The sequence below is a fragment of the Bacillus sp. FSL R7-0672 genome, from assembly GCF_038601465.1.
Lineage (GTDB): Bacteria > Bacillota > Bacilli > Bacillales > Bacillaceae > Bacillus > Bacillus pumilus.
On the sequence record NZ_CP152010.1, the window covers coordinates 3,162,528 to 3,187,924 of the forward strand.

The window sequence follows — 25,397 nt, forward strand, 5'->3', positions numbered from 1 at the left end:
GCGGTGCGTCAACTGTTACTTGATAGGTGATGAATATATATTCGGCTCATTCTTGAAAAAGACCAGCGCACATTTAAATGGTGAAAGATGATATTGATGTTTTCAGCGATTGAGATAAGGTTTTTAAGTCCTCCGCCGCTGCTTGCATTTCTTCATTTGCTGCCAATGATTCTTCAACAGCCGCAGACATGTACTCCGTCTCTTCTGAATTGCGTTTGGCTCCTTCTTCAATGACTTCAACCGTCTGAGATATTTCCTCTGTACTAGCTGAAATCTCCTCTGCAGTGGCTGAAAGTTCCTCTGCTTTCATCGAAATATCACGAATAGATTCCAGGATTTCATGAAAGCTCTGTTCTGACAATTGCGATACTTTCACACCTTCTGCTACATCCTGCTCAACCTTTGTCATCGAATGTGATGATTTTTCAGTATCTTTGTTCACGTTCGCGAGCAATTGACTAATTTGATCTGTCAGCTGACTAGATTCTTCCGCCAGTTTCCTCACTTCATCTGCTACCACCGCAAAGCCTCTCCCATGCTCTCCTGCTCTTGCCGCTTCAATAGCAGCATTTAAAGCAAGCAAATTCGTTTGATCAGCGATGGCATGGATATGACCTAACAAATCTTCAATGCCTGTAAACTGGGCTTGTACATGAGCCATTGTGGAATGGTGCTCGTTCACAGACGCTTTGATAGAGCTCATTTGTTTTACGAATTGCTGAATAAGCGCTGCACCCTCTTCAGCCTTTTCAGTCACTGAAATTGAGTGACCCGAAACATCGGATGTGTGTTCAGCTGCATTTTGCATACCAGTCGAGACTTCTTGAATGGCAGAAGCTACTTTTCCGACCGCGTCTGATTGTTCACGTGAAGCTTCACTGACCTGTTCAATCGAGCTAGATGTCTGCTCACTGGCCGATATGGTTTGATGAATCGTTTCCTCAAACTGAGCAGCAGAATCAGCTAATTGTCTTGATCCATGTTGCACCTGTAAAATGAGCTGACGCAAATGCTTTGTCATTTGATTAAAAGCAGTACCGAGTTGACCAATCTCATTTTTAGAGGTCACTTCAATCTCTTCAAGTGTAAGGTCACCATCTGCCATCCTTCTCGCAGCATTTGTGACAGACACAATCGGCTTTGTCATACGATAAACGAATCTTGTCCCAATCAACAAAAAGCCAACAATAATGACCGCACTAACTAGAATGAGAGTGAATAGTAATTGATTACTGTCTTGGTTGAGCTGATTGATTTTTTGGTCACGTTGCTTCAACTGGGTTTGAGCAAATTCTTTTGTAAAGGTATGTATTTCTTGTTCGATAGGTTGTAATTCTTGATTGAGGCGTGTGTTAAATTCTTTTTGATTTTGCATATTCAATGAATTAAATAGTCGGTTTGTTGAGGTGTAGTAGAGATAATTCTTTTCTGAGATTTGATCTAATAGATTTTTTGCTTGTTTGACAGAGCTCATTTTTGTAGCTTCCGTTGTTTTCTTATTAATCTCTTCATATGTTTGCTCAATTTTCTGTAAATTTTCAGCATCTTGCACGACAACATAGGTTTTGATTTGTGCTTCCTGCTTTTGCAAAAGCGCCTCTAATTCCAGTGAGGTCTGATAAAGCTTCACTTCTTTACTGAGGAGCGTCTTGTAGGATTGATCTGTTTTGTAATAGATAAAGCTTGAGAATCCTAAAATACTGACAAACAATACACATATGACAATAAGCCCAAACAAAAATTGATTTTTTAGTCTCATAATTTCCTCCGAAAGTCTGAATTGAACAAAAATTAATGAATGACATACGGCCTCATACAGGCATGTATTTCATCCATCCACTTTCTATATTCAGGTATAAAATATGCTTTAAGGAATGATTGGAAGTGTATTGAAGGGAATGTATAGAAAGCTAGTATATCAAAACTTAAAAAAATTTGATCAAACGAACGAATCGTTTTGGCAAAGTGCTCATTTTCTATAATTGAAAGCAGAAGGGGATGTGTTGTTTCTAAATGAAAGAAGGCATGGATCAGATCATTAAAGATCCGATCCCCTTCTGTTTTAGCAAAATCCTTCTCAATTTCATCTAAATATTTTAGACTCTCTTCTATCGTAAATAGAAGTTCATAATATGTGGTTAATAAAATATAGTCATCTGAACGATACGCCACAGGTCTCACCTAATTATTTCCGTTTATCGTAATATACGCCGTCACTCGTCATAGGCTGGTATGGATTTTGATAATTCAGCTGTTTCGTTTTCTTTTTTTGAATGGCTTGAATATCTGCTTTGATCCCATTTTGGATCACAGTTAATTGCTTCGCCATCTGTTGATCTGTTTGGATGATTTCTTTGATTTTTTCTTTTTCTTGATCCGTCAGCTCATGCTGAATATCTCTCATTAATTCGTCTCTCTCAATTAAAAAGGCATCAAAGTCTTCAACCAAGGTGTCACTTTGCGGATTTGCCGTTATTTCGGCTGCCATTTTTAATGTTTGGTCATGCAGCTGGTCCACAATACTCATAGAGATCCCCCGATAGAGTGGTGGCGCCCTTTTCGATCGGTTTGAATAACTTCCTTCCACGCATCACGAAAATCAGTTACGTATTGCTCTACTTCATTCAACATCTCTTCGTCATTTTGAAGATTGGCTTCAATCAGTCTGCGATAAATGTAATCATACATACTTGCCATACTATTTGATACGTCATAAGAACGATTTAAGGTGACATTTAATTCTTGAATGATGTTTTGAGCCTTTTTCAGGTTCACATTTCTCGTTTCTGCATCCTCTTTTTGAATGGCATACTTCGCTAGTCTAATGAACTTTAAGCAGCCTTCATAAAGCATAAGCGTCAACTCGGCAGGTGTTGCAGTCTCAATAGAATTTTTCTGATAGGCGGCATAAGGGTTCTGAATTGCCATATGTTATAAACCTCCAATTATTGTCCAAGCAGTTGAGAAAGATAGCCAGATTGGTTGTTTAGCTTTTGAATCGCGCTATCCATGGCGCTAAACTTTTTGTAGTAGCGGGTTTCCACCATTTTTAAACGATCTTGGAATGTATCCATTCGTTTTGTTAAAGAATCAAGGTCCTTACCAAGTCCGTATTCCTTTAATTCCATCGTTGTGCTTCCCGCCTTTGTTTGAATGCTCTTCGTGAAGGCAGTTAAGGAATTTTTGACACGATAAATGATTCCTTGTTCTTGATATTGCTGTTGTGCTTTGTCTTTATCTTTTGAATCCACATTTAAACTACCCGAGATGAACATTTGTCTGACTTTCTCCGGGTCTTCTTCAATGGCTTTTCTTAATTTCTCTACTCCATTTATATCCTTACTAAATTCCAGCTTTCCACCATCTTTATACTTGGATGATGTCTCAATACCGATTTGTGTGAGCTGAATTTTATTCGCATCACTTGTCGTAATATTAGCATATAAATCACTTCTTATTTTAGAAGCACCAGATCGTAAAATGGAATCACTTCTCAGCAAGCCAGACTTCGCGGTCTTTTCCCATAGCTCTATTTCTTTTTCAGACATCCCTTTTTTCTCTTCAGCCGTTAATGGTTGATAGTCTCTGTTTTTCTTTTCATTGACTTTACCATTAATTTGCTCAACGAGCTCATTGTATTTATCAACAAATTGTTTAATTTTATCAAAGATTGCATCCACATCTGTTGAAACGTTTAAGCTGACAGGCTTATCGGTTGTCCCTTTAAGCTCGTACGTAATACCAGCCTGCTCAAATATATTGTTGTTATTTTCCATTTTTAGACCATTAATCTCGTATTGCGCTTTTTGTCCTTGAGTCGTCGCAACTAATTTGTTATCTCCATCCACTTGGAAGCCTAATTGAGTGAAGAATGAAGCTGAATTACCATCAGCTGCTTTAATGCTGACACCTTCACCTGTTGTCCGAGAAGTAAGAGCGATTGTATCCACGTAGTTCGTTCCATCAAAGATCTGTCCTTTGTAAGCTGTCACACCTAATTGCGAGTTGTTTAGCTTTGACACAATGTTATCAATTGTATCGGTATCAGAAGTATTGATCGTCACCATTTTCGGTTTTGTCGAATCTGGTGTCGTCACCTCGAATGTAAACGTGCCATTTGCAGGTGTAAAACCAGAAGTACCAGACGATTTGAAGACAGAAGCTGTCGCTAGTTGGGTGACATTGATTGAGCCAGAGGCAGCATTTGTTGATCCAGTTGCTGTGACAGCAGATTCATTTGAGCTTGTCACTTTTTTGGCGCCATATGTAGTTGGACGCGTTAAGTTTAAACTGTTGATCAAATCATCTAATTCTTTGATCTTCGAATTGACCTCGCGATAGCTGTCTCTTTGCCATTCAAGTGTTTGTTTCTGGCGTGTCATTTTATCAAGTGGTGCTTGCTCAGTTTTCATTAGCTTTGATACGATTTCATCAATATCAAACACATTTGAAAATCCAGTAATTCGATTGACCATTTTTTATGTTCTCCCTTCACTTACATTCTTTTATCTACAAATAAACCGACAATTTCTGTCATTGCCGCATAGAAATCAAGCCATTCCTTGGAAGGAATTTCTCTAATGACTTCTTCTGTTTGGTTATCTACGACTTTGACATAATATTCATTGAGTTTTTCATGTAATTCAAATTGCAGATGAAATTGAGTGGGTTCAATCAGCTTGTTTGCTCCTTGAAGCGTTTTTTCAATTTCTTCTTTTGAAACGACCTTGCCATTTGCTTGTAAATCAGAGTTTGCATTGTCATTCTGGTTATTAGAAACACGGGTTTGAAATGCATCGATAATTGGCTCTAGCGATGTCAACTTACCAACAGACATAGTTATTCAGCTCCTGTGCTTTAATCTACCTTTTATATCGGCTTTGAATTTTCAAATTAAATATAGATGGACCGATTTGTTAAAGTTTCATATAGATGGTGAACATCCACACAGAAACGTGGAGAAGGATAGCTGAATCAGATAAAAAAATCCTCACTTTTTTTGTGAGGATATTTGAGAGAGGAGATCTACGGATAAACTCGCAGCACGACTGTTCTCTTCCTGAATAGACAGGTACACTTCTTTCCTGTGAATATCAATGTGCTTAGGAGCTTCAATCCCGATTTTCACTTGATCGCCTTCGATCGAAATAATCTTGACTTCAATATCATCGCCAATTTGAATCGACTGGTTTAATTTACGCGAGAGAACTAACATGAGGATGCCACCTCTAACAAATGTTTTGTATGATAGGCTGAATCATGCAAAATCACCTGCTTGGCTTTCATGTTTTTCCGGTTCACAATAATAGGCGCTCTTAAATTGGCTGTCGTTTTTTCAATAGAAGATTCCATTGTTAAAATCACCATAACTTCCACATCATTGGCATCTTCTACTTCTAGAATATCTACGACCGTTTCGTCTAGATCGAATTCATATTGATTGAAGAATAAAAACGGACTGCTGACAATAAAGCCTAACTCTGCGTTTTTCAATGATTGAAGAACTAAAAATGGAGACTCTTCTGATAAAGGTAAAATGACAAACTGTTTTTGATCCAGAAATCCTGGTATTCCATTAGAGAAGTTGATGATTTGCTCCTCTTTGATTGTCACTTCACCATGGTATTTTGTTTGAATGATCATAATTCACGACCTTTTTCATTTTTCTTAACTATACCTTATCACCATTTTGGCCCGTTTCGTCAACTTCTATTTTTAAATCTGGGTATTGTAACATATCAATATTGACCTTACCTGGCTGGTAGTTAACGATTGGTTTATGAGGCGTTGCCTCTATAATAGCTTTTTGAGGCTCCACTTCAATTTGAAGATCAGATGGCTGATAGTGAATTTTCACACTAAAGAATGAAGGGATCACACCAATATTGAATTGTTTGGCTGGAGGAGTGCCATTGATTTTGGCAAACTCGGCAATTGCATTCCCACCATTCTCGATCTTGATGAGTTCACTGCCTTCTTCCGCTCTTCGGCCCATTCCCTCTCCAACAGCACGTTTCCCCTCAGCTGCCCATTCTTCAGAACGCCTAAAAATCGACTTGATATCCATATCGGCAAATGCTTCGGTTTGATCTATTGTTAATTTTGACGGTGTCCTTGTCATATTCATGACGGCTCTGGGCTGCTGAATCTCAAGGTCTGCTCTTGGCTGCTCTACTTCTTGCCGAGAAGGAGTTGTCGACATTTGCAGCTTTGCATAGGTTTGTTGCATTAACAATCTAGGGATTTGCATATAGGTACACCTCCATGATGCAAAAAAGCACCCAACGGATGCTTTTTATTATCTTAAGAAATCAACAAGGGATGGCTGAATAACTTTAGCCGTCGTTGCTAAAGCAGCTCTATTCACAACCTCTTGTTGAAGAAGATCAATAATTGCTTTTTCACTTTCTACATCTTCATTATCTGATTTGGCATTTTTTAGTACTTCGAATTGTGAAGTCAAGCGACTGCCTACTAAGTCAACACGATTTGAACGGGCTCCTAAGTCCGAGCGCTCAGCACTCATCACTTCTTTAAAGTGATCGATACTTCCTAACGCATCATCAGAATTTGCGAACGTTCCATTTTTCAATGAGTTTTCTAAATTCGTCAGCATTTCAATGACATTTTGACCGCTGGCAGACTGTCCACCAAACGCTGAAATTGGATTTGAGTTCACATTTAAAGTGATACCATCAGAAATGTTCGACTTAACAGAATTTGCATCTGTATAGTTTTCAAAGTTAAACGTAAACGTACCATCTGCGTTCTCAACAACTGGTTTGACATTTGTATTTGTTCCATTAAATACGAACTTACCTAACATCTGAGTGTTCATCGCGTCAATGATTTGTTTCTTCATCTGGCCAATTTCTACTCCGACAGCTGCTAAATCTTCTGGCTGCTTTGTTCCATTAGCCGCATCAAGCACTTTATCTCGTACATTTGACATAATATCAATGATTTCAGTGACACTTGTTTCAGATGTATCAATCCAGTTCTGTGCTTCATTTAAGTTTTTTTGATATTGATCATTTCGAAACATTGCTGTGCTATATTGAAGGCTTTTTACTGCTGCAACGGGATCATCAGACGTTTTTGTGAAACGTCTCCCTGTTTGTGCTTGCTCATTTATTTTAGAAAGTTTTTCATAACTTTTACTAATATTACGAAGTGAGTTTTGAGAAATCATACCTTGTGTGACTCGCATCAGTTATACCTACCTTCCTACGACACCCATGCCGTTTATTACTTTATCCAATATTTCATCTTGTAATGTCACAACTCTCGCAGCTGCATTATATGCATGCTGAAATTGGATCATATTCGTCATTTCTTCATCAATGGAAACAGCACTCGTCGACATTCTACGCTCATTGGCTGAATTGACAAGAGCGGCTGAACTGCTTTCTAGCGTTATGTTCTTTTTCCCTTGAATTCCCATCTCAGCAATGACATTTTGGTAGTAATCCTGGATCGTCGTTGTATTGCCGCCGATTGGTACCTTTAAGTCTTGAATACCAGCTAATTTCGTAGCATTCGAACCGTCACCTTGTGTTTGATTGATAGATGCTGCAATATTATCTGTTGATGCTAAAATAACATCACTCACTTTGATACGAGCAGCTAAACCTTTATTCAGATCATTATTATTCTCGATATCAAAAAAGTCTTGTCCACTTGTGCCATTTAATGTGTACCCCTGCTTATGCACATCATTAAATGTATCCATGAAGACTTGTGCTACTTCATCAAGCTCTGCAAGCATGTCTGGATACATGCCTTTTTCAGCACCATTTGACATGTAGCCATAAGCCTCAACAAGTGCTTTTACTTTACCATTCACTTGAAGCTGATCTGCTGCAATGGTTGTTGTTCCGAATTGAAGTGAGTTAACAAGTCCCGTTGTATTATCATAGGAGATTTGCAGTTCAGATTTTTCGCTTGTAATGCCATTCAAAATCGTTCCAGCAGATTGTCCATTTGCACCGATAATGTCGATGTTAACAGTTCCTTCTGCAATTTTGAGTGCATTCCCGCCAGATGGATTGTAGCTCACTTTAATATCAACAAGTGAAGATAATTGATCTACCAACGCATCACGCGTATCATATAGATCATTTGGAAGATACCCGTTTGGTTCAACTGCTGCAATTTGTTTGTTCACTTCATCTATTTGAGATAAAATCGTGTTCACATTTTTGGCTGTTGAATCGAGTTCTGTTTTTAAATTCTTTTGTATCGTTGTTAAAGACGAATTAAGTAGACGGAATTGATCTACTAAAGCCTGTGCACTTGTTTTAACAACTGTACGCGCAGACGCTGTATCGGCATTTTTTGTTTCGGATAGGACCTGTAATGATTTCCAAAGGTTATCAAAAGCTCTGTTTAAGCCTTCATCCGTCAAATCATTCATAACTCCCTCCATTTGCGAAAGGGCATCAGATTTTGTTGAGTAGTAAGACAAGTTATTGTTATGATCTCTGAATTGCAGATCTAAAAAGCTGTCTCGAATTCTTTCAACGGTTCCAACTTGAACTCCTGTCCCCATTTGGCCATACGTCTTGCCGTCATAAACTGAAATGACTGGATAAGGATTATCTGCTTTAAAGGTAACTCTTTGTCTTGAGTAGCCATCTGTATTTGCATTGGAGACGTTGTTTGATGTGACATAAAGCCCTGCACGCTGGGCTGTGATTCCTCTTTTTGCCGTTTCTAGTCCCATGAATGTAGAACCCATTGGTATCCTCCTTGTTTACGCCTTTGAATCAAACAAAGCCCTCTGCTGTTTAGGCTTTGAACTCTCAAGACCATTTTGTCCGTAATTCATATTTTCTTTATTAGGGTTAACGAGATCGAATGTCAGTGAAATAAATTGAAGCGACTGCTGAATGAGCTGTTTGTTCAGTTCATTTACATCTTTCAGTTCCACCATGATGTCATTTAATTTGTCATATAACGAAATGAGCTCTTCTTGATCCGAACCTTCAGCCTTTTCGATACACGCGGTGATGGTTGGGGGTTCATCACTTTGTAAAAATTGAACTGTCGCTTCAATTCTTTTTTCTTCTAATTGAGAAATGGCCTGAATATATTTTTGCTCTAAATTCAGAACCTCTGAAAGAGCATCAATCTCATTACTTTTCAGCATTTCTGTTTTATCCTTCGACAGCTTCAAAAGCTGTTCATGCAATCCATAGAGACGATGCAGCTCTTCAATGATTATTTTAACTGACATTCACGCTACTCCCTTTTGTTATTGTTGTTTATAAAAATTCAGCATTTTATCAGCAATGCCCTTTGTATCTACTTGATATGTTCCGGCTTCAATGCTTTTTTTAATTTGGTCTATTTTATCTTGGCGTTCTTTCATGATATTCGGTACCTTTTGCATTTCGATTGCCTTTTTAGAAATTTCGACTTTATCAGTTGATTTTGCTTGATTTGATTGCAACGTTTGTTTCTCATATGTTTTCTTGTAAGGATTTACTGGTTGTGTTCCATATCGATTAATTTTCACGGGATTCCTCTCGCTTTCCGTTACAGTCTGTCTTGATTCTATCCATTTTATCGACCAAACTGCAACTTAGTTTAGGGAATCAATCGTTTTTAGGATTAATGGCATAATAGGTGTCTTTTTTCCTAGATTCAATCTCCCTTTTACGCTCTTCTTCTTGGTTCATTTGACTCATTTGCGAATGAATGTCCTGTTCACATTGGTTGCACAGCTTGTTTTTTCTGATCGGTTGGCCACATCTTTCACAAGGATAGTTGATATTCGGAAATTGGCTAATTTGAAGTCTTTTCAAACGGATAAATTTCAAGATTAATTCTTCATCAACTTCTGTTGCATCTACTATTTCAGCAATGGTTGATTGTCTATTACTTTGCTTTCGCAAGAATTTATAAACGATATCAAAAGAACGTTCTTCTTCTTCAAAGCATTTGTTACAAACCGTTTGGATGGTCGTTTTTAAAAACAGCTGATTACATTGCGGGCAGTTTGCCAATTGATTCATAACCAAAACCCCTTACGTTATTTTCTCTTCTTATTATCGGTTAATTATCCTGAATTTTAACTACGGATCAACGTAAAAGAGGAAACACTTTTGGCACCTGCTTCTTTTAAAATTCTCGCCGCATCATAAATGGTGGCCCCTGTTGTATAAATGTCGTCAATTAAGATAACATCCCTTTGAACGATCGCATCTGTCTGTTTGATTTGAAACATTCCTTTTTGATCTAAACGTTCATTTTTCTTTTTCTTGGACTGTTTGGTTTGATGTATTTTCACAAGTGGCTGAAGGATCGGCTCACCAATCAAGGAAGCAAGTATGACGGACTGATTAAACCCTCTTTCCTTTAGTCTTTCTTTACTTAAAGGAATCGGGATCAGCACAGGTTCTTTAATTGAAAAAGAGCGCTTAAATACTACTTGGACATCTTGTTTAAAAAGCTCAGCTAAAGCTGTATCACCTCGAAATTTAAAGCGGGAAAGGACCTCTTTCATCAAATCGTTGTAAGCATAGACAGACCTATTTTTCACAAGTAATGAAGTAGAATCAGGGCGTTCTTTCCACCTGGAACAGTCTTGACATAATTGATCGCTCGACTGTGCTCTCCCGCAGGCTGGACAAATCGGGCGTTGAATTTTTTCTAGGTGATGCTTACATGCTATACATAGACGATCATCATTTAATAGAAGTAATGATTTCCATGTAAAAGAAGCGACAAAATGCCCCTCACAAATGAGGCAGATCAATTGTTATCCTTATTTATCGGCAGACGATTTTCGCATCTTGGAAATGCGGAGACCTTTGAAGCGGCTTCTGTGAGAATGACCAGCATGGCCGTATTCTTCTGTTTGTCCACCATATCAGATTTACTGTAAGATATTTTATCGATATCTGTTATATACTGAGGCTTCACTTGATTTAGTGAAATCGCTAATACATCTTCTATACACTTTTCACAGTGACAAATCATGTTTAATTGGTTGAGATATTGATAGAGGATTTCCTTGAGTAGTGTTTCTTTTGCATTGAGCAGCATATTTGTCTCTCCTGCCATTTGTGTATTGTGAATATAAATGTACCATGAAATTTAGTTGAACCTACATTATTTTTCGGAGAACTCTTTTTCAGCTGTATCATTCATTTTTACAATATGCTTCTTTGCTTGTTTCATACTTCTCGTTAAACCAAAATGAAAAAAGAAAACATCTCCTTTAAAAAAATCGGGATGTCTACCTGCTCTACCAGAAATCTGAACAAGTGCACTTTCTGTAAAGATAGTAGATTCTGCACCTAGTACCCCTACTTGCACATTTGGAATGGTTACGCCTCTTTCTAGAATTGTGGTTGTAACTAGTACATCGTATTTGTCATCTCTGAATTGCTGGACCTTTTGTTTCCTGTCCGGATCATCAGCAGACACCCCTTCTACATTTAAGTGGTGCTTTCTAAGAACCTTCGTTACCTTCTTCATAGTAGAAATAGAAGGAACAAAAAGTAAAACCCTTCTCTTTTTTGTAATATGTTTCTGCATCCAATTCATTACTTTAGGTGGGAGCTGATTCTTTTTTAATTTCTTCTTCCAATGTCCAATCCATTGAAAGGATGGGACCGGTAAAGGCTGTTGGTGAAAGCGCAGAGGAATTTTTACGGCTTCTAGTTGTCCACGAGATACATCTCTTATCATTTTCTTAGACGGCGTCGCACTTAAATAAACCCTAACCCCTTTCTTTCTCATTGCCTTTAAAACAGCAAATTGGAGACGTTCATCGATTGAATAAGGGAAGGCATCGACTTCATCTATAATGAGCACATCAAATGCATGTTTATATCTCATCAACTGGTGAGTTGTAGCGATTACTAACGGTGCTATTTGGAACCTTTGAGGACTTCCTCCATAAAGAACAGCTATTTTCATTCCTTGAAAAGCTTTTTTAAGCCGCGGCTCTAGTTCAAGTACAACATCAGTTCTAGGTGTCGCAATGCAGACACTCATTCCTTGATGTAAGGCATATTCTATTCCGTGAAAAAGCACCTCTGTTTTCCCTGCCCCGCAAACTGCCCAGATGAGTAGATCAGATTTGTGTTTTATCGCTTCTATCAATTTTTCTGACGCTCTTTTTTGTCCTTTAGACAGGTCTCCCTGCCATGTTAATTCCGAGTGACATGCTTCTTCCATTTGTGGACCCGTCCATTCATAAAGAAAGCCACATTCCGTTGTTTTCCCCATCATGATGCATGATCTACAATACACACAATCTTTTTGACACTTGTCACACGGAGAGTGGGCAAAGTACCGATTTTTTGATACACCACATCTGCAGCAAATAAGACCATTTGCTTTCCTCTCAATAGCAGGTGTTCGGATAACTAACCCTTTCTCCTCCAGCCAATCCAAATCAGACTGTGAGCATCTTGTTTCAGCAGTAAGCAGGTGGCGTGACTGCAGGTGTTGCCCTAGTTCCATTGCTTTGTCCATGTTCAATTTCAACAAACACCTTTCAACTGATGTTTGCCTATTATGCGCAAAGACATGACCTTTCGTCCAACAGCTAAAAAAGAAAAACAAAACCCCTTTTCTAAGAGAAAAGAGGTTTTTAGGATTTATTTAATCACCCAGCCAAGAGCTAAAGAGCCTTCGCCTAGATGAGTGCCGATTACGGCACCAAAATAGCTTTTATAAAATTCAACATGAGGATATTTTTCTGATAAGTGCGCAATCAAATCGTCTACTTCTTCTTCTCTATTACCATGTATCACTGTTGCTCTCATCGGGACACCACGCGATGCATCTTCATCAAATAGTTCAAACATACGTGAAATGGCTTTTTTCCGTGTACGAATCTTCTCAAAAGGGACAATTAGCTTGTTGTCAAAATGCAGTATAGGCTTTACTTTTAAGAGGCTCCCAATAAAAGCCTGAGCACCATTTAATCTGCCGCCTCTTTGTAAATGAGTTAAATCGTCTACCATAAAATAAGCTCTCTGATTCTCTTTCAGGTAATTGAGATGAGCTAACACTTCTTCTGGAGAAGCACCAGCTTGGATTTTTTCAGCAGCTTCTATCACATAAAAACCTTGCGCCATACAGCTAGTTTCTGTATCAAACGGATAAATGTCAATTCCGTCAACTAGGTCATTTGCTGAGGCTGCACTATTATATGTTCCACTAATTCCGCTAGAAAGGTGAATACTAATCACGGCATCATATGTTTCACTTAGTTTTTCATATAATTCTATTAGTTCACCGAAAGCAGGCTGAGAGGTGGTTGGAAGGTCTTTATGCTTTTTGACTTCTTCATAATATGTCTTCCAATCCATTTCTATTTCTTCACGGTATGATTCGTTGCCAAAAATGACATTGAGAGGGATCATATGAATATGATGTTTATCACGCAGCTCTTGTGGTATATAAGCAGTACTGTCTGTTACAACGGCTATTTTCATTCTTAAATACCTTCCTTATCCGTTAAGTTGCTCTTTTTTATTTTCAAAGAATGATCATTGTTGTTCATTAGGTTTATAATAGTAATCAAAAAAGCCTGCCTAATCAATAGGCAAGCCCGTTATATCCGAAAAAGACTCCTTATCTACCTATCATTTCTCTCCAATTGACATGTGAGAGAACCAAAAACAGGCGAAAAAGGAGTACTTGTCCGGAACATTATCTCATTTCTACCCAGCCGTTCTTAATTGCTACAACAACAGCTTGTGTACGGTCGTTTACATTCATTTTTTGTAAAATGTTACTCACGTGGTTTTTGACTGTTTTCTCACTAATAAAGAGCGACTCACCAATTCCTCTATTGCTCTTTCCGTCAGCTAACATTTGAAGTACTTCGCACTCACGTCTCGTTAAGATATGAAGTGGTCTGCGAATTTCAGGATATACTTCATGCTGTGGATGTGCTGAAACGCCACTAGTCGCTAGGCGTCGGAATTCATTTACTAAGTTATGAGTAACTTTCGGATGTAAATAAGATCCTCCGTCAGCTACAACTTTCACTGCTTCAATGAGCGTGTCTGCATCCATTTCTTTTAACAGGTAGCCTCTTGCTCCTGTTTTCAATGCATGTGTCACATAGTTTTCATCGTCATGAATAGATAGAATAATGACTTTTGATTCGGGATAAAGCTCAACTAGCTGCTTTGTAGCCTCTACACCATTTACATTCGGCATATTAATGTCCATAATGACAACATCCGGATGATAGTGTTCTACGATACGTGCAGCTTCGTCTCCGTCGTCTCCTTCTGCAACTACTTCAAAAGTAGGTTCAAAATCTAAAATCCGTTTGACACCTTCACGGAATAATTGGTGATCATCAATAATTACAATATTTACTTTAGTCACAAGCTACGCCTCCCCATATTTATTGTTCTACACCTGAACTTTATGGTCAATATGTCTTTTGTCTCTATTTTACAATTTTATTTTGCAATGTTAATGGCACGCGAATCATGATGAATGTCCCTAGACCTATTTTTGAGTCTATGGTCATTTTACCTTCCAGTAAGTCTACGCGTTCTTTCATGCCAAGTAAACCGAAGGATTTGTTTTTGTTTGTTTTCACATCTTTCATATCAAAGCCTTTTCCATCGTCTTTGATAATTAACGTGACAAAGTCTTTCGTCACTTCTACTTTTACAGAGATTTCTTCAGCTTCGGAATGCTTTAATGAATTTGTGACAGCTTCTTGGGCTAGTCTAAACAGTGCCACTTCAAATTGTGAAGCAATTCTTTCGCTTTCTGTATCCCCTAGGCATTGGAACGTGATCTTGGTTTTTCCATCATACTCTTCGATTGTGTTTAAATATTTTCTTAGCGTCGGAATGAGACCCAAATCATCTAAAGCCATTGGTCTTAAATCATAAATGATTCTTCTCACTTCGTACAGAGCATTTCGCACATTCTGTCTGAGACTTCTAATTTCTTTAAAGCCTTCTTCTGTCCCACGGTCTCTGAAAATCCGTTCAATTAATTCGGAACGCATCATTACGTTTGCCAGCATCTGGGCCGGACCGTCATGAATTTCACGGGATACCCTTTTGCGCTCTTCTTCTTGGGCTTCAATAATTCTAAGTCCAAAATCTTGTTTTGCCTGAGCATCTTCAAGTAACACGCCAACTTGGCGTAAGTCCTGATTGAGATAGTTGAGAACAACTGTGATCTGGCTCACAAGCGTTTCAGAGCGTTCAATGACATCTTGAAGGCTTAACAATCGTCTTTCTAGATCATCTCTTCTTTCTCTCAGCTGCTTTTCACGCTGCTGGATCATGGTGAGTTCCACTTGCAGATTATGTGCTTTTTCGTAGGCCTCGCGTATTTCTTCTTCGCTAAATTTGTTAAAATTTCTGCTGACCTCAGATAAGCGATTTCTAGCATGTCTCGTATGGACTTCTAGTTTATCCCCAAAATCAATTACTTCGTTTACTTGCTGCTTGATTTGCTTCAGCTCTTCTACAAGGCTTTCATATTGTTGACGGGACTGTTCGCCTATCCTAAATACTTCGTCCTTGCTGCCATCAACTGTACTTAGCATTTTCATGATGATTGAATCCAATAATTTCGGATCCATTTTAGGTGTTGTCATGGCTTTTCCCTCCCGTAACAGTGATGTCATCTTTTTTTATTATAAATGTCATTGATCTGCATTTTATGTCGAATTATAATGAAAGAATGCGTATAAATCATGAAGTTTTTATGACGACCCTTTTTCTACCCCTATCATCATAACAAAATACGCTGTAAAATTCTAAAATCAAAGCAAATTTTCTCTAGTCTTACAATTTGCTTTTCAGGAGGGTATGTCTTTTGCTGCATCGCTATCTTACAGTAAAAAGTCGTGGCGAGCATGAGATCGTCATTGAAAAATCACGTTTTATTTGTCATATACAGCGTGCTGTCTCAGAAGAAGAAGCACAAGCATTTATACAATCCATTAAAAAACAACATTGGAATGCCACACATAATTGTTCTGCCTATCTCATTGGAGAACATGACCTGATTCAAAAAGCGAATGATGATGGTGAACCAAGTGGTACAGCAGGTGTGCCAATGCTTGAAGTGTTAAAAAAACGGAAGCTGAAAGATACAGTCGTAGTAGTCACTCGTTATTTCGGCGGTATTAAGCTAGGCGCCGGTGGTTTGATTCGTGCCTACGGAAAATCTGTATCAGAAGCCATCAACCATGTTGGGATGGTAGAGCGCTGTTTAATGCGTACGATGCACACAACAATAGATTATACATGGCTTGGAAAGGTAGAGAATGAGCTTAGAGCCTCATCTTTTCAGCTAAAAGAAATTCATTATGCAGAAGATGTTATTTTTGAGACGTATGTAGAAGAAACACAAACAGAGCAGTTCATTGAATGGATGACTGAGCTGACAAATGGAAAGAGTGTTACAAAAGAAGGCGAACTGATTTATTTAGAAAAGGACATTGGTCCGATAAAGGAGACAGATGAATGGCACAACGAGTAAAAGTGCGTGTACGAAAGAAAAAGAGTAAGAAGAAGAAAATTTTCAAACGTATCCTGGTCTTATTTTTGCTTCTTATCATATGCATGGGCGGATTTGCAGTCTATAAAATAGTCAATACACTTCAAGCCGCTGACAAAACATATGACGAACTAAACCGCGGAGAGAAATCGAAGCTTCGTGATGCGGTCATTGATATTAAAAAGAAACCCTTCTCTGTACTTTTTGTCGGAATTGAGGATTATGCCACAGATGGTGATCATGGCCGTTCAGATTCACTTATTGTTGCAACGATTAACCCTCAAGACAAAACGATGAAAATGGTTAGTATCCCTCGTGACACACGCGTACAGCTTGCAAGTGACACGACAGGAAGTAAAGAAAAGATCAATGCAGCATTTGCTAAAGGCGGAAAAGACGAGACGATTGAAACTGTCGAACAATTCTTGCATATTCCAATTGATAAATATGCCACCGTTGATTTTGACGGATTCAAGGATGTCATTGATGAAGTCGGCGGAATTAATATCAATGTTCCATTTGACTTCAATGAAAAAAGTGATGTGAAAAAATCGAAAAAGATTTACTTCAAAAAAGGCAACATGCATTTAAACGGGGAAGAAGCACTTGCTTACGCTCGGATGAGAAAACAAGATCCACGCGGTGATTTTGGACGTAATGATCGTCAGAAACAAATTTTACGTGCAATGATTGATCAAATGTCGAAGGCAAATAACATTGCGAACGTCGATAATATCGCAAAAGAAGTCAGTGATCACATTACGACCAACTTCCGTATCACAGAAGGTCTTGCGCTTCAGCAAATCTACAGCGGGTTTAAGGGAGACGACACAGAAACACTTTCTATTAAAGGGTCAGATCTTTATTTAGGACCAAATCGAACGTATTACTTTGAGCCAGATCAAACCAATCTAGCTAACGTACAAAATGAATTACGGACGCATTTAAAGCTTCCTACTGAATCTTCGACTGAAACAGATTCACAAACCAATCCATCCTCTGGTGAAACAGGATCAAGTGATACAACTAATCCTTCCAGCACGTCAGGGCAATAATAAAAACAGCCCAGTTCCTAGGAACGGGCTGTTTTTTATTGTCTTTTCACCATTCGTTTATAGAATTTCGTAAATGGTTTGAACTCTTCGTTGACCAAACCCGTGACTTCCGCAATCACTTGCATAAACATCACCAGTAAAAAGATAATGATCAGCGATAACCAAATGGTCGCGCTTGTCAGCAAAATCGCACTTAAGCTAAAGACTAAGCCAATCATGTAAATCACGATGACAGCCATGCGATGGGACAAGCCAAAGGCCATTAGTCTATGATGAATATGAGATTTGTCCGGTGATGAAATCGGCTGTTTGTTTAATATGCGTCTAATGATTGCAAAGGTCGTATCAAATATAGGAACACCTAGAATGATCACAGGAACAACAACACTAAACAAAGTGACACTTTTGTATAGCCCTAAAAGTGACAGCACCGAGATCATATAGCCTAAAAATAACGAACCGGTATCTCCCATAAAAATCTTCGCCGGATGAAAGTTGTAAAAGAGAAAGCCGATCGTACTGCCAATGACGACAAGAGATAAAGAAAGAATCAGAATCTTATCAGCAGAAAATGCCATCACTGCAATCGTTGATAAACCGATGACAGAAATACCGGCAGCTAGTCCATCAAGGCCGTCAATTAAATTAATGGCATTTGTGATGCCGACAATCCATAGCACGGTGAGGGGATATGCCATCCAGCCTAACTCAATTCGATCTGTTAAAAAAGGAACAGAGAAGAAGTCCATTTTTAAGCCCGTGCTCACAATCAAACAAGCAACAAGGACTTGTACGAGAAATTTAAATCTTGCACTTAAATTATATTTATCATCAAATATACCTAAAATGACGATGAGTACGGCACCAACTGAAATTGCTGTAATTTTATTATGTAGAAACAGCCCGCCTGCTAATGCTCCAGCCGCTACTCCAATAAAAATTGCCAAACCACCCATTCGAGGCATTACTTTATCATGAACTTTTCGTTTATTCGGCTGGTCCACTGCACCAATCTTAATTGCAAACTTTTTGACGATTGGTGTCACAATTAAAACTGTAGCCAGAGAGACAAAAAACGCTAATAAGGCGCGTTCGTAATCCATAGGTCAGTCTCCTTCTAAATTGAAATCTGTATTTTGTATATTGGCCGCTCTTTCCATTATACAATTGAATAGAGGATGATCACAACCTCCCCCGGTGATGAAACAAGTAAAAACGCACAATCCCGAATGAATTATGCGTTTTCTTTAATATTCGTTAGTTCCACCATGTTTGTGAACAGCGTGTGCCAATCTTTTTTCTTCGCTCGGCTTTGTCTTAGATGTCTATAGCTCGTGTCGTCTTTTTTGCTGATCACTTTCAGGCAGGCTTCTACGAAGAGCGCAGGATCATCGCCCTCTAAATATTCATACACATCCTTCTCTTTTAGCCTTTCCGTTGATGGGAGATTTAAACCGACAACCGGTATTCCAGCGGCTAAAAATTCATAAAGCTTGAGAGGGAACACCGCTTGATTGTAAGGGGATTGTTTATATGGCATCATACCTACATCAATCAGCTTCATATAAGCAGGCACTTCTTCTGGAGCAACAGCACCTGTCCAAATCACATTAGGCAGTTTGAGTGCATGCTGAAAGGATGGATCTCCATTCGTTCCATCCGGACCGACAAATAAAAATGTCCAATCAGGCCGCATACGAGCAGCTTCAGCTATCATGTCAAAATCGAGCTTTGGCTTAATTCCTCCGATAAAACCAAGCACAGTCCCTTCTCTTCCTTCCAGCACATCTTCTTTACACGGAAGATTGCTTTTCGCAAACACATCGTACTCGACGCCATTTTCCACCGTAAACACATCTTTCGGTTCTCCCATAAGACGTTTTTTGATTTGATCGTGTAAATATTGAGAAGAGCATGTAATGCTGTGTGCATATTTAATGATTCGGTTTTCTGCCTTGACAATGACACGCTGCCTCATATAAGAAAGGATGTTATGGTTGCCGCTTATCGGCTCTCCCCACAGGTCACTGCAATCATAGACAATATGTTTCCATTCAAATAAAGAAGATAAGAGCGGAAAGCCCGGAAACGTATACCATAAACAAACGGCGATCCCCTTCTTTTCCTCCTGCCGCAAATGTTCAAGAAGAGGGGATAATTTATGAATATAGAACATGTCTTGATATCGACCAAAGCGAAATAATTTGCTCTTGAGCACATCAGGAATGGTCAATTGCTTCATTCGATCTGTTATGGGCTGAAAGGGAGCTGTATGACGAGATGATGACGGGCATACCCAGATGACCTCTTTTGTTTCTGGATCAGATGCTAGAAATTCGGCCAGCCGATGCCGTCTGTACCTCAGTCCGTCCTGTCCCCATTCTCCCGTCGCTACGACAACATGTATGATCGAGTCTGCTTTCACCTTTATCACCTTTTTTCCCTTCTGTTTATAAGCGCTTCTTCACAGCATTTGTCGCATAGTGCATAAAACACCAAGACGCTTTGACAAAATGAAGCTGCTCAATTTCTCTGTAGACAAACCACGTTTTTTTCGCTGCTTTCCACTTGTTACTAGAAATGGAGTTCCCAACGATGCGATATTCACTGAGCGGTTCACTCATACCATAGGCTGTAAATCCTCTTTTTAATATAGACAGCCAAGTAGCTAAATCCTGCCTTGTGCGAATGTTCGGCATTTCCACATGTCCTATCTTTTGAAGATCAAGCATGACCGTTAAACAGCCGATAATGGTGTTTTTCAGGGCTTCATTATAGTCTAATCTCGCTGGCGCAGTGACGGTTTTTTCTAATGATTCTCCGTTTTCTGCAATGATGTCATATGCCGTAAATGTAAAAGCAAAATCATTTGTCAGCATGAAGTCTACCTGTTTTTCGAGCTTCGTCTCTTTCCACATATCATCGCTGTCTAAAAAAGCGATAAAGCGTCCTTTTGCCTGTTTGATGGCTGCGTTTCTAGCAATGGCAGCTCCCCCATTTTCCTCTAAATAAATGACGTTGATTCTGTCGTCCGCTTGACTTAAATCCCCTAATAGCTTTCTAGTTCCATCTGTAGAACAATCATCTGCAATGATCAGCTCCCAATTGGCATAGGTTTGGGCAAGGACGGAATGAACTGTATCCGTTAAATAACGTTCCGCATTATACGCAGGTGTAATGATGGATACTAACGGTTGATTGTTCACCTAGACTCATCTCCAGTTCATCATTAAGATTCTTTGAACACTTCGGGTAAGACCACAAACATGAGCGAGATACTAAAGCCAATGACAAGCCCAAGAAGTGCACGTTTTTTAGCTGACATGCCTTTATTGCCTTCATCAAGTACTTGGGCAGGATCAACAATTTTTGCCTGCTTCATTCCAAGCTTTGTTGACTCCAATTCATATAAGAATCGTTCTTTATCAACTTTGGAATCATTGCTGACCGATTCGTCTTCAAGAGCAGCTAATCTACTTTCAATCACCTGCTGCCTTTTTGTAAATAACGCTTTATCTTGCTTGAGAAATGTATCTGACACCTGCTTCACAACAGCCAAAGCACGACCCTTATCGGCATCCGTGAAAGACAGCTGTAATTGTGTATCCGATTGATTGGTAAGGATGAGACGGGTTTTCACATCCTGTCTTTCTTCTTCTTTCACATCACTGAGTGCTTCGTTTAGAAATGCATCGCTTTTTAATAGAGATGTCACTTCTGCCATATTGTTATACACCCCATCATCATATTTACCGAGAGTGAGGGTAACAGCAGCTGTGTAACTAGACTGCTGCGTAGTTCCTTTAGCAAAAAAGAAACCAAAAACGCCTAATACGACAGGCAGCAGTATGAGCCATACGATGTACTTTTTGATTCGCTTCCCTATCCTTGATATGAAACCAGACATGTTCATTCTCCCAACATTGACGTATTTGCTCTTTCACTAGTGTAGCCATACAAACAAAGCATCACACACGGTTTACCACAGCTTGAGTCGTTGTTTGTTTTTCAGCATATTCACCGCTGCGATCACCAGTCCTAAAAATACCCAGTGGAAATATAAATTCGAGACGGAGCTAGGACTGATACTTGAAACGAGAAAGCTCAGCATGGCTGCAAACAACCCCTCAATGATCATTTTTGCCGATCTTGTGTCAGCCCATTGGTATTGTTTGTACAGTGTGAACATGAGATAGGCGTATACTGAGATATAGCCCAGCATGACTGCAAATCCGAAGTTCGTCATCAATTCCAGCAGCCAATTGTGCACTTCTACGACCTGGTCTGTGTCAAAGATCGAAAAGTGAGCTAAGTAGTAAGACACATTCCCCGCTCCAACTCCGAATCCGTATGAATTCGTAAAGAAGTGCCAAGCATTTTTGATTAAATTTGCTCTCGCGATGTTAGACGGGAGTGGTTCACTAAAAGAATGCGCGACCTGAGAAGCGAGAAACAAGTCATAAAAAATCGAATAAATCTTGGCTGAAAAGACAGCGATACCGATGACGACAAGTCCGCTTGCTGCAACGATTGACCACTTTTTGAGAAAACGCGGCAGCAGCAACCACACATAGATCGCCACTCCTGCAAATATCCCAAGCAGACTAGCGCGGGATTCGGTTAACAAAATGAGATACAGCGCTGCGATTGCACCTAATAATCCAAACGCTTTGATATAACCGTTTTTCATTTGACGCATGCATGCTAGATATAAAAAGAAACTAATCGATAAAAACGTTGCAAAGTCATTCTGATTAAAAAAGACAGATGTAGGATAGTGCTGTTTATACACTGGCCCTAGATATAATGAGGTATTCGGTAAATGGTTCAATGTAAAGTGATTATAGAACCCAATCCCCATCACAAATACAGTCATGACAAGCCAAATGCTATAAAAAGTCACCACTTGATCCATTCGCTGAATATACATGACGACTAGAAAGACAAATCCCATCCCCATTGCAAGAAGGGACATATATTTCAGGCCGTATGTGACCGAATGAGCCCAAAGCAGTGAGATGAGCCCGTAAAGAAACCATACAGCGAAAAAACCAAGAAGTCCTTTGACACGAATCTGCTGCCACTGCGATATGTACGTCCCCTTATCTCTCATCCGCCATATGAATAAAGTAAAGGTGGCGATGAGCATGATACGGTAGAGAAAAAGACTAAAGAATCCTGCACTAATAGAAAAGAACGCGTTGTTGAGAAAGGTCAATGTAATCAAAAGATAGATGGCTGACATGAAGATTTGCTCACCATTCATGTACAGCTTCATCAACACGAGAGCAGCCGACAGGATCAGAAGTATAATCGGAACAGCTACCATCTTCTTTAACCCGACGGGCTGCGCGGATGCCATTTGTACAAGCCCGATCCCTGCTGCAAACAAAATACATCCAATCATGATTTGCCATGCTGTTTGTTTCACACTCATACCCATTTTCCTCCTAAGCAACCCATCCGATTTGAGGGATTAAGCCTTGACTTCCTGTTCATAGTAGGAAATGGTACGAGCCAAACCTTCCTGTAAACTCACAACAGGCTCCCATGCTAAGACTTGTTTCGTTTCCTCATTTGCCAATGTACTATGCACAATATCACCTGCACGCTGCGGCTTATAAATTGGTTCAAGATGCGACCTCGTCACTCGCTTCATCGTTTGAAATAGCTCATTCACAGTGATCGAAACACCACATGAAATATTTAAACAAACGTTTGATTGAGCTGTTAAAGCCGCAACATTCGCTGCTGCTAGATCACCTACATAGATGAAATCTCGTGTTTGTTCCCCGTCTCCAAAAATGAAAGGAGCCTCATCCTTTGCAAACTTATCAGAGAAAATAGAGACAACCCCGCCTTCGCCAAGTGCATCTTGTCGCGGACCATAAACATTGCTATACCGAAGAATACAATAGTCCACATCATACAGTGATTTTGCCATTTCTAAGTATCGCTCTACTGTGAGTTTCGATAAACCATAAGGCGAACCAGGCTTTAACCGGTGAGCGGTGTCTACTGGCAAATAGACTGGATCTCCATAGACAGCTGCCGATGAGGCAAATACCACTTTCTCCACCCCCGTTTCAGCAGCTGCTTTCATGACATTCAGAGACCCTTTGATATTGACCTCTTCGTCATAAACGAAATTCTGAACGGAAACGGCGACACTCACCTGTGCTGCAAGGTGAACGATATAATCCGGTCTTATTTGTTTGATCAAATCGACCGTTTCTGATTTTGTGACATCTGCCTCAATGCATTGAACGGAAAGGTGGTCAATATTTTCCCGAGATCCAGTTGAAAAGTTATCAAGAACGATGGGCTCGTAGCCTTTTTCTAGTAAAGCCTCTACCGTGTGTGATCCAATAAATCCGCTTCCCCCAGTAACCAATACTTTCTTCATCCAAGCTCCCCCTGTTATTGTGCCTTTGATACCAATTCTGCTTCCCATACGCCTGGGCGGCCGATAGACTGGTAAATAAATCCTCTCTCTTTCATTTCTGCTGGATCAAACAAATTCCTTCCATCAATTACAATCGGTGAACGAAGCAGCTGCTTGATTTGATCTTTATCCATCTTCTGTACGTCATCCCATTCTGTTAGGATGAGGCAAGCATCCGTATCTTTTACTGTTTCATACAGGTCATTACTGAAGACAGCCTGCGGGCCAAGCTCTCGTTCTGCTTCTACATAAGCAATCGGATCATAGGCCTTCACAAAAGCACCTAGCTCTCTCAGCATTGGGATAATGTCTAATGCAGGCGCAGAACGCATATCATTCGTATTCGGTTTGAATGCGAGACCTAAAACAGAGATGGTTTTACCTCTAATATCACCGAATACACTCATCAGTTTGCTGACAAGGTGCGCTCTTTGGTGATTGTTCGTTTCAATCACGGACTCGATCAGCTTGAACCGGTATCCGGCTGTTTCGGCAATTTTGAGAAGAGCCATCGTGTCTTTCGGGAAACAAGAACCCCCAAATCCAATGCCCGCTTTTAAAAATTTATGCCCGATGCGGCTGTCTAATCCAACGCCTTCGCTAACTTTTTCAACATCAGCGCCCACCCGCTCGCAAATATTTGCAATGTCATTGATGAATGAGATTTTTGTGGCAAGCATGGCATTTGCAGCATACTTAATCATTTCAGCACTTTCTAAGTTGGTCTCCACAACCTCTGTTTGAAACGGATCATGCAATCTTTTGATGATGGTTGACGCATGGGTGCTTGTCGAGCCGATTACTGCCCGCTCCATATTCATCGTGTCTTTGATGGCAGAGCCTTCTCTGAGGAACTCTGGATTGGATACGACATCAAAAGGGTATTTACTGCGCGATGCTTTTTCAACAATGGCTTGAACGAGCCGGCCTGTTCCAACGGGCACTGTGCTTTTATTGACGATGATTTTATAGCCATTTAGATGTTCACCAATTGTTTGAGCGACAGCTTTCACGTACGTTAAATCTGCTTCCCCCTGTGCTGTCATCGGAGTCCCTACAGCAATATAGATAATTTCTGATTCCCGGATAGCAGCAGGAATATTGGTTGTAAAAAACAGTCTTCCTTCTTCCGTATTTTTTTCAATCAATTCCTTTAAACCCGGTTCATAAATGGGAACGACACCACTTTTTAAGCTGTTGATTTTTGATTCATCGATGTCACAGCAGATGACACGATTTCCGATATCAGCAAAACAAGTACCCGATACTAACCCGACATACCCTGTTCCAATCACAGCAATTTTCTTCAACATTGTTCATCCTCTCAGTAAAAGCATATTGTCCGTTCCAAGCTGTTTATCTATCTATCATTCTTTGCACAT

General features: G+C 39.6%; 29 protein-coding genes. 2 read left to right on the top strand and 27 right to left on the bottom strand.

Translation table 11 applies throughout. The annotated features are described in order from the left end of the window. Window positions 1–73: 73 nt before the first annotated feature. The 20 genes from MKY18_RS16130 to MKY18_RS16225 all read right to left on the bottom strand — a co-directional run bounded on the left by MKY18_RS16130 (window position 74) and on the right by MKY18_RS16225 (window position 15,607). Window positions 74–1,759, bottom strand: a complete 1,686-nt coding sequence (locus tag MKY18_RS16130; RefSeq protein WP_044139344.1) for a methyl-accepting chemotaxis protein — start codon at window positions 1,757–1,759, stop codon at window positions 74–76. A 32-nt stretch (window positions 1,760–1,791) separates the two neighbouring features. Next, window positions 1,792–2,172, bottom strand: coding sequence for a hypothetical protein (locus MKY18_RS16135; RefSeq protein WP_003213093.1), 381 nt, complete (start codon window positions 2,170–2,172; stop codon window positions 1,792–1,794). Window positions 2,173–2,185: 13 nt separating this feature from the next. Beyond that, on the bottom strand, window positions 2,186–2,527 hold the full coding sequence (gene fliT / locus MKY18_RS16140) for a flagella biosynthesis regulatory protein FliT (RefSeq protein WP_003212921.1): 342 nt from the start codon (window positions 2,525–2,527) through the stop codon (window positions 2,186–2,188). Next, window positions 2,524–2,928, bottom strand: coding sequence for a flagellar export chaperone FliS (gene fliS / locus MKY18_RS16145; protein WP_003212886.1), 405 nt, complete (start codon window positions 2,926–2,928; stop codon window positions 2,524–2,526). Before fliS ends, fliT begins: the two co-directional genes overlap by 4 nt. 17 nt (window positions 2,929–2,945) lie before the next feature. Then, window positions 2,946–4,475: a flagellar hook-associated protein 2 gene (locus MKY18_RS16150; RefSeq protein ID WP_044139343.1), complete on the bottom strand. Its 1,530-nt coding sequence runs from the start codon at window positions 4,473–4,475 to the stop codon at window positions 2,946–2,948. A 20-nt stretch (window positions 4,476–4,495) separates the two neighbouring features. Beyond that, window positions 4,496–4,837: a flagellar protein FlaG gene (gene flaG, locus MKY18_RS16155; protein ID WP_003213002.1), complete on the bottom strand. Its 342-nt coding sequence runs from the start codon at window positions 4,835–4,837 to the stop codon at window positions 4,496–4,498. A gap of 153 nt (window positions 4,838–4,990) precedes the next feature. After that, on the bottom strand, window positions 4,991–5,215 hold the full coding sequence (gene csrA / locus MKY18_RS16160; RefSeq protein ID WP_044139342.1) for a carbon storage regulator CsrA: 225 nt from the start codon (window positions 5,213–5,215) through the stop codon (window positions 4,991–4,993). Then, window positions 5,209–5,643, bottom strand: a complete 435-nt coding sequence (fliW, locus tag MKY18_RS16165; protein ID WP_044139341.1) for a flagellar assembly protein FliW — start codon at window positions 5,641–5,643, stop codon at window positions 5,209–5,211. Before fliW ends, csrA begins: the two co-directional genes overlap by 7 nt. Before the next feature lie 28 nt (window positions 5,644–5,671). Next, complete coding sequence (locus MKY18_RS16170) at window positions 5,672–6,250, bottom strand: DUF6470 family protein (protein WP_342497578.1); 579 nt, start codon at window positions 6,248–6,250, stop codon at window positions 5,672–5,674. A 48-nt stretch (window positions 6,251–6,298) separates the two neighbouring features. After that, window positions 6,299–7,210: a flagellar hook-associated protein FlgL gene (gene flgL, locus MKY18_RS16175; RefSeq protein ID WP_044139340.1), complete on the bottom strand. Its 912-nt coding sequence runs from the start codon at window positions 7,208–7,210 to the stop codon at window positions 6,299–6,301. A gap of 9 nt (window positions 7,211–7,219) precedes the next feature. After that, a complete protein-coding gene (gene flgK, locus MKY18_RS16180; RefSeq protein ID WP_044139339.1) occupies window positions 7,220–8,740 on the bottom strand; it encodes a flagellar hook-associated protein FlgK in 1,521 nt (506 codons plus the stop codon). Between the two features lie 15 nt (window positions 8,741–8,755). Beyond that, a complete protein-coding gene (locus MKY18_RS16185) occupies window positions 8,756–9,238 on the bottom strand; it encodes a flagellar protein FlgN (protein ID WP_034660146.1) in 483 nt (160 codons plus the stop codon). Between the two features lie 18 nt (window positions 9,239–9,256). Continuing rightward, a complete protein-coding gene (gene flgM / locus MKY18_RS16190) occupies window positions 9,257–9,520 on the bottom strand; it encodes a flagellar biosynthesis anti-sigma factor FlgM (RefSeq protein ID WP_003213252.1) in 264 nt (87 codons plus the stop codon). A gap of 79 nt (window positions 9,521–9,599) precedes the next feature. After that, entirely contained in the window at window positions 9,600–10,019 is a 420-nt protein-coding gene (locus MKY18_RS16195) for a TIGR03826 family flagellar region protein (RefSeq protein ID WP_044139338.1), read from the bottom strand. A 56-nt stretch (window positions 10,020–10,075) separates the two neighbouring features. Continuing rightward, window positions 10,076–10,762, bottom strand: a complete 687-nt coding sequence (locus MKY18_RS16200) for a ComF family protein (RefSeq protein ID WP_181462031.1) — start codon at window positions 10,760–10,762, stop codon at window positions 10,076–10,078. After that, window positions 10,759–11,052, bottom strand: a complete 294-nt coding sequence (locus MKY18_RS16205; RefSeq protein WP_044139337.1) for a competence protein ComFB — start codon at window positions 11,050–11,052, stop codon at window positions 10,759–10,761. Before MKY18_RS16205 ends, MKY18_RS16200 begins: the two co-directional genes overlap by 4 nt. A gap of 66 nt (window positions 11,053–11,118) precedes the next feature. Next, a complete protein-coding gene (locus MKY18_RS16210) occupies window positions 11,119–12,498 on the bottom strand; it encodes a DEAD/DEAH box helicase (RefSeq protein ID WP_342497579.1) in 1,380 nt (459 codons plus the stop codon). Window positions 12,499–12,617: 119 nt separating this feature from the next. Then, complete coding sequence (locus MKY18_RS16215; protein WP_044139336.1) at window positions 12,618–13,460, bottom strand: DegV family protein; 843 nt, start codon at window positions 13,458–13,460, stop codon at window positions 12,618–12,620. A gap of 217 nt (window positions 13,461–13,677) precedes the next feature. After that, window positions 13,678–14,367 carry a two-component system response regulator DegU gene (gene degU, locus MKY18_RS16220; protein ID WP_008348273.1) on the bottom strand — a complete coding sequence of 230 codons (690 nt, stop codon included), beginning with the start codon at window positions 14,365–14,367 and terminating at the stop codon, window positions 13,678–13,680. Window positions 14,368–14,431: 64 nt separating this feature from the next. Beyond that, the gene (locus MKY18_RS16225; protein ID WP_003213166.1) at window positions 14,432–15,607 is read right to left on the bottom strand and encodes a sensor histidine kinase; all 1,176 of its coding nucleotides are present in this window, start codon (window positions 15,605–15,607) and stop codon (window positions 14,432–14,434) included. Window positions 15,608–15,828: 221 nt separating this feature from the next. On the opposite strand from MKY18_RS16225, the gene MKY18_RS16230 reads away from it, so the two are divergent. Together MKY18_RS16230 and MKY18_RS16235 are read left to right on the top strand one after the other, a co-directional pair. Beyond that, the gene (locus MKY18_RS16230) at window positions 15,829–16,497 is read left to right on the top strand and encodes a YigZ family protein (RefSeq protein ID WP_003212936.1); all 669 of its coding nucleotides are present in this window, start codon (window positions 15,829–15,831) and stop codon (window positions 16,495–16,497) included. After that, window positions 16,482–17,570: an LCP family protein gene (locus MKY18_RS16235; RefSeq protein WP_065097931.1), complete on the top strand. Its 1,089-nt coding sequence runs from the start codon at window positions 16,482–16,484 to the stop codon at window positions 17,568–17,570. The genes MKY18_RS16230 and MKY18_RS16235 overlap by 16 nt, the downstream gene beginning before the upstream one ends. Window positions 17,571–17,605: 35 nt before the next feature. Here MKY18_RS16235 and MKY18_RS16240 read toward each other — a convergent pair whose 3' ends face one another. The 7 genes from MKY18_RS16240 to MKY18_RS16270 form a co-directional block, all read right to left on the bottom strand. Next, the gene (locus MKY18_RS16240) at window positions 17,606–18,673 is read right to left on the bottom strand and encodes an MraY family glycosyltransferase (RefSeq protein ID WP_003212692.1); all 1,068 of its coding nucleotides are present in this window, start codon (window positions 18,671–18,673) and stop codon (window positions 17,606–17,608) included. 131 nt (window positions 18,674–18,804) lie between these two features. Beyond that, window positions 18,805–20,001 (bottom strand): glycosyltransferase, encoded by a 1,197-nt coding sequence (locus tag MKY18_RS16245; RefSeq protein WP_223252835.1) that lies wholly within the window; start codon window positions 19,999–20,001, stop codon window positions 18,805–18,807. A gap of 19 nt (window positions 20,002–20,020) precedes the next feature. Further along, entirely contained in the window at window positions 20,021–20,776 is a 756-nt protein-coding gene (locus MKY18_RS16250) for a glycosyltransferase family 2 protein (RefSeq protein WP_342497580.1), read from the bottom strand. Between the two features lie 23 nt (window positions 20,777–20,799). Continuing rightward, window positions 20,800–21,477 (bottom strand): sulfur relay protein TusF, encoded by a 678-nt coding sequence (locus tag MKY18_RS16255; RefSeq protein ID WP_065097929.1) that lies wholly within the window; start codon window positions 21,475–21,477, stop codon window positions 20,800–20,802. Window positions 21,478–21,549: 72 nt separating this feature from the next. Further along, window positions 21,550–23,007, bottom strand: a complete 1,458-nt coding sequence (locus MKY18_RS16260; protein ID WP_065097928.1) for an O-antigen ligase family protein — start codon at window positions 23,005–23,007, stop codon at window positions 21,550–21,552. Between the two features lie 39 nt (window positions 23,008–23,046). Further along, on the bottom strand, window positions 23,047–23,976 hold the full coding sequence (locus MKY18_RS16265) for an NAD-dependent epimerase/dehydratase family protein (RefSeq protein ID WP_065097927.1): 930 nt from the start codon (window positions 23,974–23,976) through the stop codon (window positions 23,047–23,049). A 14-nt stretch (window positions 23,977–23,990) separates the two neighbouring features. Next, complete coding sequence (locus MKY18_RS16270; protein WP_044140047.1) at window positions 23,991–25,328, bottom strand: UDP-glucose/GDP-mannose dehydrogenase family protein; 1,338 nt, start codon at window positions 25,326–25,328, stop codon at window positions 23,991–23,993. Window positions 25,329–25,397 lie beyond the last annotated feature (69 nt).